We start from the raw sequence: 16,146 nt of genomic DNA on the forward strand, positions 1-16,146 counted from the left end.
TTATTTCTATTTTAATAAAACATTATACAAATTTAAAAAACTATTTTCTATAATATTATTAGAAATGCTTTTTCAATATTTTTTATCAGAATAATTATATTTAGAGTCAAAAAATTCTAAACAAACTTTTCTTTTATTTTTATTATTATCATTCTCAAGAGTTTTTATTTTTAATTCATTAAATAATTTAGACAAACTTAAATTTTTAATATTATTAATTTTTTTAAAAGATCTCTGTTTAATTAAATTTATTTTTTTTGGATTTAAAGAAGGAATATATTTTACTGAGTTATAAAAAATCTGAAAATCAGAATTAATATTTGAATTTAACAATTTAATATTTAAAACTTCGTTTTCTAATGTAGAATTCTCTTTTCTTATATTATCAATTTTAATAGTTTTTTTATATATATAATTATTTTTTTCTTTAATTTTATTTCTTTCTTCTTTAACTGCAAGATCAATTGAGTCATTTATTTCTTTAGATATACTTTTTATATAATTATTCTTGACTTCTTTTATTTTTACAAAGCTTGAATCAACTAATATCAACTGAACAATACAAGTTATTATTGTAATTAAAGCTATAGCTTTTATTAAAGAAATTGATAAACCTAAAACTTTTTTCAAAAATAAAGCTGATTTTATAATAATTCTATTTTCTGTAAGAGGTTTAAATTTTGAATAGAATAAATAAATATTTGCTAAAAAAGATAATGAATCAATAATGCTAAGTGCATTTTCATCAATTTTACTATATAGCATATTAGTTTCCACTTTTAAAGCAATATTCATACCAGAAGCAGCTATAGCAACAATATTTCCAGAAGCAAATGCAACTTGACCAATTATAGGTATAAAAGTCATATCTAATGCGGCAATTGCAGTAAGAGTCAATGATCTCACACCTATATATAAACTTTTTATAACCTCTCATATTTTTACAATTTTTTCATAAAAATCTAATTTAATTTTTTTATTAAATAATTCATCAGTATCTTTAATAGATTTAATAATACTCTCATTTGATGATTTAATTTCATATCTTAATTTATTAACTTTTAAATTATTTTCTAAAATTTGTCTTTCTCTTGTCTCAATTTCTTTTTTATTAATTAGCTGTTTTAAATAATATAAATAATAAAAATTTTCAATAGATTCATAAACTGTATTTAAATAACCATAAATTAAATCATATTTTTTAACATTATTTAAACTAGATCATGAATCAACATTATCTTTTACATACAAAGCTCTTAAATATTCATAATTTTTTTCATCAATTTTTTGATAATTTAAATAAGTATCACTATCTTTTTTCAATACACTTTTAACATTATTTATATCAAAGTTTAATTCTTCTTAAAGATATTTCATTTTGAACCTCAATTATATTTTATAGTAATGAAGTTGAGCTAGAATATAATTTTGATTTTTTTAAATTTTTAACAGAATTTATATAATTATTTGTTGTTTCAATTGAAATATTAGCTCTATTAAAACTATTTTTTATATCTTTTTCATTTGAAAAATTAAATTTTTTACTATAATTTAAAACTCCCTTTTGAGTTTTTGAAACAACCATTACTGGAGTTACTATACTTGAAGCTCCAATTAATAAAGATCCAAATACACCAAATAAGATTTTCTTATTTACTTTTTTTCTCATCTTTTTTATCCTTTTAATTCAAATTTAAACTTATTATATTATAAATGTACATAATAAGTTTTTAAATTTGTTAAAATATTTTTATATTTTATTCTAAAAAGAAAAATTTATTAAATTAAAACAATCTTTTTTTACAATATTTTCCATTTTTGAATTTACTCTTTCATTTAACATTTTTCTCATGGCAAAAAGCCCAGGTATAATAGATACTGTATCTACTAATTCAGATTTACTGTTTTTAGTATCATTAAAGTTTTCTAAATCATCATATCTGCCAATAACTTTATAAAGTGTGAATTTAATTACATTTTTATTAGTTTCCATTCTATAACTTTTCTTTTTTGCATAAAAATCAAAAAAATTATTAAAGTCTATTTGATCAACATTTATATCAAAAAACTCTACTTTTACTTTGCAATAAATTTTATTTGTATTTTCATCTAAAAACAGATCATCATAGCTTATTTGAATTATTTGCTCTTTAAATTTAAATTTTACAGCATTATTTATTTTAAATTTTTTTATAATTTTGATATCCTCCATTATATTATCAGCCCCAAATTGAATGTCATCAAACTTTGGATCTTTTTGTTTACTAATACTTATTATAGGTATATAAAAAGTATTAATATCTACTTTAAGTATCTCTATAGTTTCTATTGAATTCTTCATATAAAATTTATTTCAATCAAAAAACCTTAAAATTTTATAGTTTCTCTCATATCTCTTATTTTTAAAGTTTTTTTCTATTTTTTTAATTAAATAAAAGGAAAAAAATAAAATTACACCTATTGTATATATAAAACTAAAATCATATTTTAAAAAGAAAAATAATAACATTATAAAAAATGAAAAGAGTAATGAAAAAATAAGAGAAAAATAAAACTCCATGAAAAAGTCATTTTCTCTTTTTAGTTTAAAATTTTTTGCAGATATTATATCTTTTTTTTCTTTTTTCATTTTTTTATCATTATAATTTAACTTCAAAGTTATCTTATTATAAAAATTACTTAATAAAAGAAATATAAAATAAATTTTCTCTTATTAAAGATAAATAGATAAATTGTATTTGACTTTTTCATTTTTTTCTTGATCTGATTTTAAATTGATATTTACATCTATTATAACTTCATTATAGACTTTAAAATTATTTTTTAAGAATTAACAATAGAGTTCTTTTTTAAAACTTATTTTTACCATATACATTTCATTTTCTTTAATATAAGAACTATTTTCTACTTGTTTTCATTTTTCATTAGAGTCCTTTTCTTTTACATATCAATTTATTTGTAAAATATTTAAAAAGTCTTTAACTGTTGTTCCAAAACTAGAATTTAAATAATCTTTAAATTCCTTTATTTCTTTTGTATTTTCTTTTTTTAAAATTTTTAAGTATTCTTGTGTAATTTCATATTCTAATTTTTGTAAAGTAGAATCACTTGATTCTGATATAAAATCAACTTTATTAAAATTGTTAAGACAAGATAAATCTATATATTTATTTGTTGATTTAATTGTTAAAAGCTCTAATACTTGCTCTTTTGAAGTTAATAAAGGATTTTTCTTTAATACGAATTCTACTTTTTCATTTTTAGTTAATAACTCTTTATCTTCTCCTAAACCATTGTTTGGATCTTGACTATTATTTTCTTTCATTTCTCGTGTATACTTTATTTCTATATCTTTTTCAAAATTTATAAAAGGAGCTTCAACATCAATAAAATCTTTTATTTTATTATTGATATCTTTTTTATAATCTCCTTCTTTTATTTCAATTTTATCAAAAGAAGGTTTCATAACTTTTAAATCATAATCTATAATATTGTATAAAAATGAATTACCCTCTAAAAAGTCTGAATCTTTTAAGACTACAATATCAAACTTCTCATTAGGTTTTAAGTATTTATCATTACTTTGAAACTCTAATTTAAAATCTCTATTCTCCTTTAAATTTTTAAAATCAGAAGAAGAGGAAAGAAGTGAATTTATTATTTTAGATACCTCTTCTTTTTGTAATCCAGCAGTAATATTAATAGAATTTTCAAGACCAGTAAATAAAAAATTATCTAAGAATTTTTTAATATCTTTAGAATTATATTTATTAGTTTTAATTTTAATTGATTTATTATTTTGAAGAAATAAATTAGATTTTAAATTTGCTTTTATAATAATTTCTTCATCCCCTACTATAAACTCTTTAGATTTTGAAAAATTAAAAGTTAATTCATCTAAAACTTTTGTTTCTTTAAAGACATTTTGGATGTTTTCATATACTTCTTTTTTATAATCATCTTTATTAGTATTTCCAATACTAATTTTAATATTTCTAATTTCTTGAGTAATAAAGTCTATATCTAATTTAGGAGTTTCAAGAACTATTTGATTTCCTATAATATATTTTGAACTAGAAATGGGTTTAATTTTTATCTTATCTCCAGGATATAAAACAGAATACTTATTTTCTATTTCTATTTTATAATCAACATTTATTTTAGCTTCTGGAATAAGATAATATAGCAAAGAATTTAGCTGATTTTCGATATCCTCTTTAGAGGTATTAAATTTATAATTTAATTTATAAAAATCTTGTTTTACATCATTTAAATTAAAAGTTTTTACAATAAATTGTTGATTTTCACCATTAATCATATTTGAATTAGGATCAGCATATAAAGTAACAATATCTCCATCTTTTAAAAGTTTTGTTTTAGAGTTAATCTCTATATAGAAATCCTTATTAAATTCAGCATTTCTAGAATGTTTTTTAATTTTATTTATTATATTTGATTTAACTTTATCTTTTGTTTGATTGTTTCTTGGAATTACATCAGAATAATCTAAAGTTGATAAATCCAACAAAATTAATTTAAACTGTATTGAGCCTCTCAATACTTTTGAAAAAGGTATATAGTTTATATAAACTATATCATTTTTAGATCAAATATCTTCTTTTTGAGATTCATAAGTTATTTTAAAATCCATATTATTTTTTGTATTTATTATAATTTTTTCAATACATGCAGAAAACTTTATTAAAGAAGACTTTATGTATTCTCCAGTTCGAGGTTTACACAAATCAATATTATCTTCATAAGTTGTTAAACTTATAAAATCTACAACTTTTCTTATTGGTTTACTTGAATAAATTAATTTTGATGTTTTTATAGCATTTATATATACATCATCATTTACTTCAAAAAAATCATTTCCATTATCATTAAATATAATTGCATAATCTACATTTAATTTTGTTCCTAATATTTTATCTTCAATTAATTTTTGAATACTTTTTTTATAAACTTATTTATTTGATAAAGGTAATGGTTCTTTAATATCTGACTCTATTGTTGATATATCTATCATGTTTTCTTTTTCTGGAAAATAACCCTCTTTTTCTTGATTAAATCCACAAGAATATAAATTTAGTAATGTGGGTATAAAAAGAAAAAAGGTAAAAAATATAAATAACTTTTTCATTTCAATAAATATCCTTCTATCAAAATTCTATAACATTTTTTAAAAAAATAGAAAAATAAAATGTGTATAATTTAGTTATTGAGGATATTAAAATTATGAAATTTTATTTATGTTTTTATACATTATGTGTAAATATATTTATTAATATTTTTTTAATAATGGCAAGTATTTATCTTTCTATTTATGGTATTAATTATTCTATTAATTACTTAGAAATAGAAGTAAAAAATTATTTAAATACTTATATAGAAAAAAATAGATATTTTATAAATTATAGTAAAAACAAACAATATCTAGATTTAATATATGCTGATTTATATAACAGTCAGATTAAATCTATTGAAAATGATTTGAACTATAATAATTTTAAAAATTGAAACTCATTTTTAGAACTTTCTAATATTAAAATTCTTTCTAATTCAACTAATTTATACAACACTATTTTAAATTTTATAATGTTACCAACTAAATTTTTAAAATATAATAATCCTAGTATTTTTGAAAATAATGACTTTCTAGTAAACTATTCAAAAAACTCATTTAAAAAAATTAAATCATACTATAATAAAAATTCCATTATTAATAAAAATTATTGATATCAATAAAATAGTGAAAATAATTATTATAAATATCTATATGACTCTATAGATTCTTTTTTAAGTTTTTTAGAACAATTAATGCTAAAAAAATTAAATGAAGATGATATAGTTTTTTTTAATGAAAAAATAACTATTGTTGATGTAAATGACATTCAAAATAGAAAAGAAAACCTTTCTAAATATAGTTTTTATAAAGTTGAATTTAAAAAATATATTTTAAACAGTTACATTAATGTAATTTTTCTAATAATAATTTTACCAATTAATTCTTTTTTTGGAATCTTATTATTTTTAATTTTAAAAATCTATATACCTAAAATTAAATTTCACCCTACATTTAAATTTAAATTTATAAACTCTTTTAAATATCATTAAAATTATATGGAATTATACCTATTTTTTTTATTAATTTATTTTTCTCTATTTTAAATACTAATTTTCCTTTTTTAACTTTAGCTTTAAATGATGATAATAAAAGTTCATCATTATTATTTGAATAAAAGTACAATAGAACTTTATCAAATTTTATATATTATTTAAGTAACTTTTTATTTAATTCATTTAAAAGTTTTAAAATAAAAACTGAAGTTGAAATTTTATTATCATCTATAACTTCTTTATTTTTGAGATTATATATAAAAAATGAATAATTTATTTCTACTTTAATTATAAGATTACTATTTAAAGTTTTTAAAATATTTGATTTCTCAATTAAATTATCAAATATTTTATTACTATAATATTTATATACAAATTTATTTAAATCAAATTTAGATTGTGTAAATAAAAGCGATTCATAACTTAGTTTTATATTTTTAAAAATATTATCTATTTTATTGCATTTTTTATAAATATAAGAAAAATAATTATTTTCTAAATCTTTAATCTCATCATTTAAAATAAGAAATTCAATATTTTGACTAGGTTTTTTATTATCATTCAAAATTAATAATGTATTTTTATTAATAGCTTTTATATTTTTATACTCTTTAATTATATATTTAAGTCAATTGAAATTATCACATTTACAAATTTCTATTATGAATGAAAATACACTATCAGATATTTTATTAATATCTCAATTAATATTATTCATAAAGTAAAGAATTATTTTATAAAAACTATCTTTAAAAAATTCTATATTTTCAAAGTACTTTAAAATATTATTTGAATTTACTTTATAAATAGGAAAACTATCATGAAAAATATTAAATGAAACATAATCAATTGCATATTTATATGCTACTTGTGCAATAGCACAACTTTCTGAATTTATTAAAGAAAAATTAATATCAAAACCTGGTTTAATTGAATCTGATGTAGCAGTTAAAAGTTCTAACTGTTTCATTTTAAAATTTTCTATATTATTTAATTTTGGTGACTTAAAAGAGAATACTTTTTTTTCATTAAATATTTGATTTAAATTTGTATTTTCAAATTTTGAAAAATCTGCATTTAAATAATAAAAATTTTTAGAAAAAGTAATTTTCATATTATTTGGTAAATTAGTAAATCTTTTATCAATAAAATCAAAACTTAATAAATATTTTATATTTTTATATTTGTTTAAAATATAAGTTGTTGTCATACTAGCATTTGCAATACCAAAATCCAAAGTACAAATAATAAAATACTTATTTTTATATTTATAAATTTGTATTACAACATTTTTTCATCAAAACTTATTTATTTTTGTAAAACTAAAAGATTCTTCAATTTCAAAATAAACTTTTGAAAAAAATACTAACTCAATAACATTATCTAATTTTTTTATTGCCATAATTATCAATCTTTTCTAAAATATTTTATAGAAATTAATATTTTAAAACAATTAATAAAGCAATAAAAATTAAATAATAATATTTTTTTAGTTTCTAAAAAGATTTTATAAAAGTATTTAAATAAATATTTAATTTCTTTTCAAAATTTGATATTTTAAGAAAAAAATATTTATCAGTATCATAGTAACTATTTTTGTATTCTATTGAACAGTGCAATTTTTCATAAAATAAATAAACAATCAAACCATTATTAATAATATCTTTAACTTCCATATAAGTCATGTGAATTAAATTATTTAATTTATTTAAATCAGAAATAGCAATATTTATTTGTTTTGCTTGATCAAATGTTTTTAAAAGTAAGCTTCTTTTTTTTCTATTTTTTCTTTTATATCTTTTTCTTGATTAAAGTTATATTCAACTTTTAGTTGTTTTTGCATCATAGTAAAGAAGTTATTTATATTTAAAACATTGAAAAAATCTTCAAATTCCCATTTAAATTTAATATCTTCAATTTTAGTTTCTATAAACTTTTTTTTGAATTTTTTTGTAATCTCTTCTACTAACATAAAAATTCCTCTTATCTCTATAATATTTTATAAAAAAACCTACTCTTAAGAGTAGGTTTTAAAACTTTTAAACTGGCAGCGCCCTATTTTTGCATTATACTATCGTCGGCGTAGCTGATCTTAACTTCTGTGTTCGGCATGGGAACAGGTGTGACCTCAGCGCTATGACCACCAGATCTTAAGTTTTTTTGTCTAAGAGACTAAGTTTTCTTTTGAAAACTAAATCGTACTCTCAAAACTGAATACTAGATGATTTTATATATCTATACAAGCAATTTGTTTTGGTTTTTCTTTGAAAGACCTCGATCTATTAGTATTGGTTAGCTAAACACGTCACCGTGCGTACACACCCAACCTATCAACCATGTGGTCTACATGGGATCTTACTTCCGAAGAATGGGAAAACTCATCTTGAAGGAGGCTTCTCGCTTAGATGCCTTCAGCGATTATCCTTTCCGCACATAGCTACCCTGCTATGCCACTGGCGTGACAACAGGAGCACCAGGGGTGCGTCCATTCCGGTCCTCTCGTACTAGGAACAGCTCTTCTCAATTTTCCTACGCCCACAACAGATAGGGACCAAACTGTCTCACGACGTTCTGAACCCAGCTCGCGTACCGCTTTAATGGGCGAACAGCCCAACCCTTGGAACCGACTACAGCTCCAGGATGCGATGAGCCGACATCGAGGTGCCAAACCTCCCCGTCGATGTGAACTCTTGGGGGAGATAAGCCTGTTATCCCCGGGGTAACTTTTATCCGTTGAGCGACGGCCCTTCCACACGGGACCGCCGGATCACTAAGTCCTGCTTTCGCATCTGTTCGACTTGTAAGTCTCGCAGTTAAGCACCCTTATACCTTTGCGCTCTTCGTACGATTTCCAACCGTACTGAGGGTACCTTTGAGCGCCTCCGTTACATTTTAGGAGGCGACCGCCCCAGTCAAACTACCCACCAAACACTGTCCCTGGCCCGGATAACGGGTCTAGGTTAGAACCTCAATGTAACAAGGGTGGTATTCCAAGGATGACTCCACAGCCACTAGCGTGACCGCTTCAAAGTCTCCCACCTATCCTCTACATGTTACACCAAGATTCAATATTAAGTTATAGTAAAGCTCCACGGGGTCTTTCCGTCTAGTTGCGGGTAACCAGCATCTTCACTGGTACTAAAATTTCACCGAGTCTATAGCCGAGACAGCGAAGGGATCATTACGCCTTTCGTGCGGGTCAGAACTTACCTGACAAGGAATTTCGCTACCTTAGGACCGTTATAGTTACGGCCGCCGTTCACCGGGGCTTCAATTCAATGCTTCACCAAAGCTAACATCTCCTCTTAACCTTCCGGCACTGGGCAGGCGTCACCCCCTATACTTCGTCTTACGACTTTGCAGAGAGCTGTGTTTTTGCTAAACAGTTGCCCCTTCCTCTTCACTGCGGCTCACATAAAGTGAGCACCCCTTCTCGCTAACTTACGGGGTGATTTTGCAGAGTTCCTTAGCTATAGTTATCTCGCTTGCCTTAGGATTCTCTCCTTGACCACGTGTGTTCGTTCTAGGTACAGGCACCTAGTAAATTAACGCTAGAAGCTTTTCTTGGAAGCGTGGAGTCATGGACTTCGCTACTAGCCGAAGCGTTCACTCCCCATAACACTTCAAGGTTACAGTACGCGGATTTGCCAACGTACACCTCTTTGTGCTTAGACCGGCATAACCAACAGCCGGCATCCACTATCCTTCTCCGTCACTCCATCACTTTACTAGGTGGTACAGGAATATCAACCTGTTGTCCATCGACTACGCCTTTCGGCCTCGCCTTAGGTCCTGACTAACCCTGGGTGGACGAACCTTGCCCAGGAAACCTTGGTCAAACGGCATGGGAGATTCTCACTCCCAAACGTTACTCATGCCGGCATAATCACTTCTAATCGCTCCACACGTCCTCACGGTCGAACTTCATCGCAATTAAAACGCTCCCCTACCACTTGCATTGCTGCAAATCCAAAACTTCGGTACTACGCTTAAGCCCCGGTACATTTTCGGCGCAGAAGCACTCGACTAGTGAGCTGTTACGCACTCTTTAAATGATGGCTGCTTCTAAGCCAACATCCTAGCTGTCTGTGCACTTCCACATCCTTACACACTTAGCGTAAATTTAGGGACCTTAGTTGTTGATCTGGGCTGTTTCCCTCACGAGCATGGACCTTATCACCCATGTTCTGACTGCCGAGTATGAAATTATGGCATTCGTAGTTTAATTGTGATCAGTACCCCTAGGTGGGGCCATCACACATTCAGAGCTCTACCTCCATAATCCTTTACCTCGACGCTAGCCTTAAAGCTATATCGGGGAGAACTAGCTATCTCCGGGTTCGATTGGAATTTCACCCCTAGCCACAAGTCATCCACGGTCTTTTCAACGAACGTTGGTTCGGTCCTCCATTAGGTTTTACCCTAACTTCAACCTGCTCATGGCTAGATCACCCGGTTTCGTGTCTACGACATCGTACTAAACGCCCTATTAAGGCTCGCTTTCACTACGGCTCCGTGGATTCCACTTAACCTTGCACGATATCGTAACTCGCCGGCTCTTTCTACAAAAAGCACGCCATCACCCATTAACGGGCTCTGACTTCTTGTAAGCGTATGGTTTCAGGTACTATTTCACTCCCCTCACGGGGTACTTTTCACCTTTCCCTCACGGTACTGGTTCACTATCGGTAAAATGGTAGTATTTAGGCTTACCCAGTGGTCTGGGTAGATTCCGACAGGGTTTCTCGTGCCCCGCCGTACTCAGGATACTCACTCGAGGTTAATGCATTTCGCATACGGGGCTATCACCCTCTGCGGCACTGCTTCCCAACAGCTTCTGCTATACACTAACTTTGTAACTCTAACATGAGTCCTACAACCCCGGCCCGTAGACCGGTTTGGCCTATTCCGCTTTCGCTCGCCGCTACTTACAGAATCACATTCGTTTTCTTTTCCTCTTGGTACTAAGATGTTTCAGTTCCCAAGGTTCCCTTCTCATAACCTATGTATTCAGTTATGGATAACACGAGATTAATCGTGCTGGGTTTCCCCATTCGGACATTGTCGGATCAAAGCTTACTTCCAGCTCCCCGGCACTTTTCGCAGGTAGTCACGTCCTTCATCGGCTCCATTTTCCAAGGCATTCACCATACGCCCTTACTATACTTTCTAAAGAAAAACCTATTGCATATATAGATAATCTATAAAATTAATGAAATTTTAGTTTTCTTAGTATTAATCTAAATTAAATTACTAATACGTTTTATATTGTTTATAAACGTAAGAAAAATAAAATGTCTATTTTCATCTAATATTCAGTTTTCAAAGAACGATTTTCTTTACAGAAATTGTTTGGGCAAAAAAGCCCACAAAAACAATCTCTGAAAACTAGATAGAACGAGATATAATCATAAGCTGTTTTATCGTTTCACTCAGCTTTTTCTCTTAATCTACGAATACTCCATAGAAAGGAGGTGATCCATCCGCACGTTCCCGTACGGATACCTTGTTACGACTTCACCCTAATCGCTAATCCTACCTTGGTACGCTCCCTCCTTACGGTTAAGATACGTGCTTCTGGTATTACCAACTCTCATGGTGTGACGGGCGGTGTGTACAAGACCCGAGAACGTATTCACCGCGACATTGCTGATTCGCGATTACTAGTGATTCCGGCTTCATGAAGTCGAGTTGCAGACTTCAATCCGAACTGAGACTGACTTTTTGAGATTAGCTCCCCCTCACAGGATTGCAACTCTTTGTATCAGCCATTGTAGCACGTGTGTAGCCCAGGACATAAGGGGCATGATGATTTGACGTCATCCCCACCTTCCTCTAGCTTACACTAGCAGTCTCATTATAGTCCTCAACTTAATGTTAGTAACTAATGATAAGGGTTGCGCTCGTTGCGGGACTTAACCCAACACCTCACGGCACGAGCTGACGACAACCATGCACCACCTGTCTCAATGTTAGCCTCCACTACATCTCTGTAGCTTTGCACTGGATGTCAAGCCCTGGTAAGGTTCTTCGCGTTGCTTCGAATTAAACCACATGCTCCACCACTTGTGCGGGTCCCCGTCAATTCCTTTGAGTTTCACTCTTGCGAGCATACTACTCAGGCGGAGTACTTAATGCGTTAGCTGCAGCACCGACTTAATGCCGACACTTAGTACTCAACGTTTACGGCGTGGACTACTAGGGTATCTAATCCTATTTGCTCCCCACGCTTTCGTGCCTCAGAGTCAATAACAGGCCAGTAGACCGCCTACGCCACTGGTGTTCCTCCATATATCTACGCATTTCACCGCTACACATGGAATTCCATCTACCTCTCCTGCATTCTAGTCAGCCAGTTTTCAAGGCGAACCGGAGTTGAGCTCCGGGCTTTAACCTCAAACTTAACTAACCTCCTACGCACCCTATACGCCCAATAAATCCGGATAACGCTTGCCACCTATGTATTACCGCGGCTGCTGGCACATAGTTAGCCGTAGCTTTCTGGTAAGGTACCGTCAAACTAAAAGCATTTCCTCTTCTAGTTGTTCTTCCCTTACAACAGAGCTTTACAATCCGAAGACCTTCATCACTCACGCGGCATTGCTTCATCAGACTTTCGTCCATTGTGAAAAATTCCCTACTGCTGCCTCCCGTAGGAGTCTGGGCCGTATCTCAGTCCCAATGTGGCCGATCAACCTCTCAGTTCGGCTACGTATCATTGCCTAGGTGGGCCATTACCCCATCTACTAGCTAATACGCCGCATCCTCATCTTCTAGCGACCCAAACGGGCCTTTCAACATCTTCTCATGCGATAATGATGTCGTATGCGGTATTAGCAGTCGTTTCCAACTGTTATCCCCCACTAAAAGGTAGATTAGATACGTGTTACTCACCCGTTCGCCACTGGGTGCAAGCACCCCGTTCGACTTGCATGTATTAGGCATGCCGCCAGCGTTCATCCTGAGCCAGGATCAAACTCTCATTAAATTTAATCAATGTGAAAATTTTGATTCATGACTATATCTTGATTCTCAAATAATTGAACTTGTATAAATTGTACAAATTAATTGGTTGTTGTTCTATCTAGTTTTCAAAGATCATTTTACGCTAGTTTTTTTCTCAATTAACGACATATAAGAATATATATGATTCAAAACCAATAAGCAATACTTTTTTAAAATTTTTTTAAACTTTTTTTTAAATTTTTCTTTGCAGTTAAACTTAACCAAAAAATAATTTTTAAATCTTAAAAACCATTTAAAATAGGCATTGTCATTGACAAGAAAGATAATAACATAATAAAAAATAAAAAGTACAAAAAAAATAAAAAAGTTTAAACTTTTTTATTTTATTCATCTCAATCTATTGTTGGTGTAAATTGTTCATCATTTTGATTATTTACAGGATCTAAAATATTATCAATATTTATATCCATAGTTTTTGTTTTTTGTTTATTCAAATTATTTACAGTATTTGTCTTGCTTAAACCCTGATCTGTTTTAAGTTTTTTTGGAGTCAATTTTCTATTTTGTTTTTTCATTGCCTCTCAAATTCTGTCAGAATCACCTAAAAAGACTTTTCCTTGGTAATTTTCATCTAATTTAGGAGTTTTTCTAATATTTCTTTGAACATAAGTTGGATTTACAACATTACCAATTGGTTGATCAAATTCACCAGCTCTTTGTGCAGATCTTCTAGGAACTATAGTTTGTTTATAAGGATCTTTAGGTTCTATAATAGTAGGCAATTCTTCTAATTTAGGAATATTATTAACAGGTGCTGCATTTTTCATAACATCATTTGGTTTTCTTGCAATTGAACTATTTTCAATTTCACTATATTTATTTTCTTGTAAAATTATATCTTCTGATTTAGAAGATGATTTATTATTTTCTAAAAAATCAACACCTAATGAATTGTTTTTATATGAATCATCTTCTAAAGGAATGTTTTCTAATGAATTATTATCAAAAAAAGCATTTTCTAAAGAACTATCTTTTTCTTCTTCTATTAACTCTTCTTCATGAAATTTATTATTATTAATATCTTCTTTTAACTTAGCAAGTTTATCTACCATATTAAATGTTTTTTCATTTGGAGTAGAAGTAAATTCTGGATTAAATTCAGGAATTTTTTTTACACTTTCTTTAGAACTTATAGATGACAAATCATTTAAAGCACTTTTTGATAAAACATTGCTTTTTTCTGTTACTTTTTGATCTTTGTTTTTTGAAACCAAAAAAATAAATACTATTGAAACTAATAGCAATATTGAACTAATTGATAAAATTATTATATTTTTTAAAAATAAACTTATTACTGATATATTTATAGTTAATGAAGAATATTTTTGAATTAAACTTATTAAAAAAACTATGCTAATAATTACCAAACTTACAGCCAGTATTGTATACAAAGTTGGAATAGCAATCCCTTTTTTTATAGATAATCCTAATATTCCAAAAATAAACAATAATAATAATATTAAAATTGAAACTATTTGTAAATTTCTAAGTAATGAAAATCCTAAAACTGAGTTAAATAAACCAAATTTATCACCAATCATAAAAAATCCAAAAAAACTTAATATTAATGCTGTTAATCAACTTAAAACGCCAAAAAATATATTAATTTTCATTTAAATGCCCCTATCTTATATAGCCCTAAAATACATAAATATTTTAGCACTTAAAAAAATGAAAGACAAGTAATAAAATTATAAAAACATGTCACTAATAAATTTATTTAGTAGATAATATTTATTTTAAATAATTTATACAACTTTTTTCTCTTTGTGCTCTTTATTTTTTTTATTATTAGTAATTTTTTGTCTAAGTAAATCAATTATCTTTCCATTAAATATTAATATTACTAAACATAAAATAATAGAAAATGAAGTATCAGATATTCAATGTGTTCTTGAAATTATTTGAGTGTATTGAACAATATTTAAATGAATAAATCAAATTATAACAACACTTCAGATTTTTCAATTTATTTTTCTATTTCTTCCAATAAAAAAATAAGATGCATATATCATTGTAAAAAAAGATATCATATGACCTGATGGAAAATCCAAATTTCATCATCCAGCTTTGCCAGTTCCTAATGGAGCAAAAAGATCTCCAATATTAGAAAAAAAATTATTTATTTGTCATCATTCTAAATACTCTACTCCATTTACACGTCCTGTTGTTTGATTAATAACTCCTCAACTTTTGATTTTATGACCTGTTTCTAATCAATATTGTTTTCATAAAGGTTCTACTCTATCTGAGTAAAAAATATTTTCAAAATCAACACTATAAAAATAAGGTCTACCAAAAATTACTTTCATTGAAAAAACAACAAAACTGCTAAATATAAAAGCACTAAAAGCTTTAATAGTATCAACTTTATATTCACAAAGAATAGAATAAGGTTTTTTAATAAAAATAAATCTTATATATCAAAATGTAATTGCTATAGCAATTGATTCAATTAAAAATAAAACTATAAGTATTATTTGTCTAATATCATATGACTCTAAAAATCAACCACTTATTCCAACACCAAAACCATCATCAATTTTTGTTGTAGTTGCAATTCATATAGAATTTGCTGTAATTCAAAAAATTAAAACTGCGATATAAAATATTCAAAGAACATACTTTCAACTTTTTTTATCTTTTCTTTCAATTACTTTTATTTCAAAATAAATAGCTATAAACAAAAAGATAAACAAGTATGATTGTGTCATTCCAATTTCTTCATAAACTCAAGATAACATTTTTAATCAATATATATCCATTCCTTTTGCAAATCATTTATTTATTTCAATATCATAAAAACTTGATAATATAAATGATATTATTGAGAAAATTAAAAAGGATAAAAATAAAATTTTTAAAGTTGTATAACTTTTGTTATTTTTATTAAACATTTTGCCCCCTAATATATTGATTATTTCTAAGAAAAACAAAAGACATCATTAGATTTCTAAAAAAATTGTACTAAAAAATAATAGATATATAAAGAATTTA

General features: G+C 27.3%; 13 protein-coding genes and 3 rRNA genes. 2 read left to right on the forward strand and 14 right to left on the reverse strand.

Annotated elements, in window-relative coordinates; translation table 4 throughout:
• Window positions 1–6: 6 nt before the first annotated feature.
• The 5 genes from AACK92_RS04400 to AACK92_RS04420 all read right to left on the reverse strand — a co-directional run bounded on the left by AACK92_RS04400 (window position 7) and on the right by AACK92_RS04420 (window position 5,146).
• On the reverse strand, window positions 7–1,323 hold the full coding sequence (locus tag AACK92_RS04400; RefSeq protein WP_339020490.1) for a hypothetical protein: 1,317 nt from the start codon (window positions 1,321–1,323) through the stop codon (window positions 7–9).
• A 73-nt stretch (window positions 1,324–1,396) separates the two neighbouring features.
• On the reverse strand, window positions 1,397–1,669 hold the full coding sequence (locus AACK92_RS04405; RefSeq protein ID WP_339020492.1) for a hypothetical protein: 273 nt from the start codon (window positions 1,667–1,669) through the stop codon (window positions 1,397–1,399).
• Window positions 1,670–1,762: 93 nt separating this feature from the next.
• Window positions 1,763–2,341, reverse strand: coding sequence for a hypothetical protein (locus AACK92_RS04410; protein ID WP_339020494.1), 579 nt, complete (start codon window positions 2,339–2,341; stop codon window positions 1,763–1,765).
• A gap of 489 nt (window positions 2,342–2,830) precedes the next feature.
• Window positions 2,831–4,651: a hypothetical protein gene (locus AACK92_RS04415; RefSeq protein ID WP_339020496.1), complete on the reverse strand. Its 1,821-nt coding sequence runs from the start codon at window positions 4,649–4,651 to the stop codon at window positions 2,831–2,833.
• 318 nt (window positions 4,652–4,969) lie between these two features.
• Window positions 4,970–5,146: a hypothetical protein gene (locus AACK92_RS04420; RefSeq protein WP_339020498.1), complete on the reverse strand. Its 177-nt coding sequence runs from the start codon at window positions 5,144–5,146 to the stop codon at window positions 4,970–4,972.
• Window positions 5,147–5,304: 158 nt separating this feature from the next.
• On the opposite strand from AACK92_RS04420, the gene AACK92_RS04425 reads away from it, so the two are divergent.
• Together AACK92_RS04425 and AACK92_RS04430 are read left to right on the forward strand one after the other, a co-directional pair.
• Window positions 5,305–5,751 (forward strand): hypothetical protein, encoded by a 447-nt coding sequence (locus AACK92_RS04425; RefSeq protein WP_339020499.1) that lies wholly within the window; start codon window positions 5,305–5,307, stop codon window positions 5,749–5,751.
• Window positions 5,752–5,823: 72 nt separating this feature from the next.
• Window positions 5,824–6,120, forward strand: a complete 297-nt coding sequence (locus AACK92_RS04430) for a hypothetical protein (RefSeq protein ID WP_339020501.1) — start codon at window positions 5,824–5,826, stop codon at window positions 6,118–6,120.
• Here AACK92_RS04430 and AACK92_RS04435 read toward each other — a convergent pair.
• The 9 genes from AACK92_RS04435 to AACK92_RS04475 form a co-directional block, all read right to left on the reverse strand.
• The gene (locus tag AACK92_RS04435) at window positions 6,107–6,253 is read right to left on the reverse strand and encodes a hypothetical protein (protein WP_339020503.1); all 147 of its coding nucleotides are present in this window, start codon (window positions 6,251–6,253) and stop codon (window positions 6,107–6,109) included. The genes AACK92_RS04430 and AACK92_RS04435 overlap by 14 nt on opposite strands.
• 24 nt (window positions 6,254–6,277) lie before the next feature.
• A complete protein-coding gene (locus tag AACK92_RS04440; protein ID WP_339020505.1) occupies window positions 6,278–7,525 on the reverse strand; it encodes a hypothetical protein in 1,248 nt (415 codons plus the stop codon).
• A gap of 94 nt (window positions 7,526–7,619) precedes the next feature.
• Window positions 7,620–7,808 (reverse strand): hypothetical protein, encoded by a 189-nt coding sequence (locus tag AACK92_RS04445; RefSeq protein ID WP_339020507.1) that lies wholly within the window; start codon window positions 7,806–7,808, stop codon window positions 7,620–7,622.
• Window positions 7,809–7,879: 71 nt separating this feature from the next.
• A complete protein-coding gene (locus AACK92_RS04450) occupies window positions 7,880–8,095 on the reverse strand; it encodes a hypothetical protein (protein WP_339020509.1) in 216 nt (71 codons plus the stop codon).
• 70 nt (window positions 8,096–8,165) lie between these two features.
• Window positions 8,166–8,271 (reverse strand): 5S ribosomal RNA (gene rrf / locus AACK92_RS04455).
• 113 nt (window positions 8,272–8,384) lie between these two features.
• Window positions 8,385–11,296 (reverse strand): 23S ribosomal RNA (locus AACK92_RS04460).
• A 294-nt stretch (window positions 11,297–11,590) separates the two neighbouring features.
• A 16S ribosomal RNA gene (locus AACK92_RS04465) occupies window positions 11,591–13,111 on the reverse strand.
• Together the 16S, 23S and 5S rRNA genes form the textbook arrangement of a ribosomal RNA operon.
• A 361-nt stretch (window positions 13,112–13,472) precedes the next feature.
• Window positions 13,473–14,762: a hypothetical protein gene (locus AACK92_RS04470; RefSeq protein WP_339020511.1), complete on the reverse strand. Its 1,290-nt coding sequence runs from the start codon at window positions 14,760–14,762 to the stop codon at window positions 13,473–13,475.
• A 135-nt stretch (window positions 14,763–14,897) separates the two neighbouring features.
• Window positions 14,898–16,046 carry a phosphatase PAP2 family protein gene (locus tag AACK92_RS04475; protein ID WP_339020512.1) on the reverse strand — a complete coding sequence of 383 codons (1,149 nt, stop codon included), beginning with the start codon at window positions 16,044–16,046 and terminating at the stop codon, window positions 14,898–14,900.
• Window positions 16,047–16,146 lie beyond the last annotated feature (100 nt).

The organism is Spiroplasma endosymbiont of Atherix ibis, from assembly GCF_964020005.1.
Lineage (GTDB): Bacteria > Bacillota_I > Bacilli_A > Mycoplasmatales > Mycoplasmataceae > Spiroplasma_A.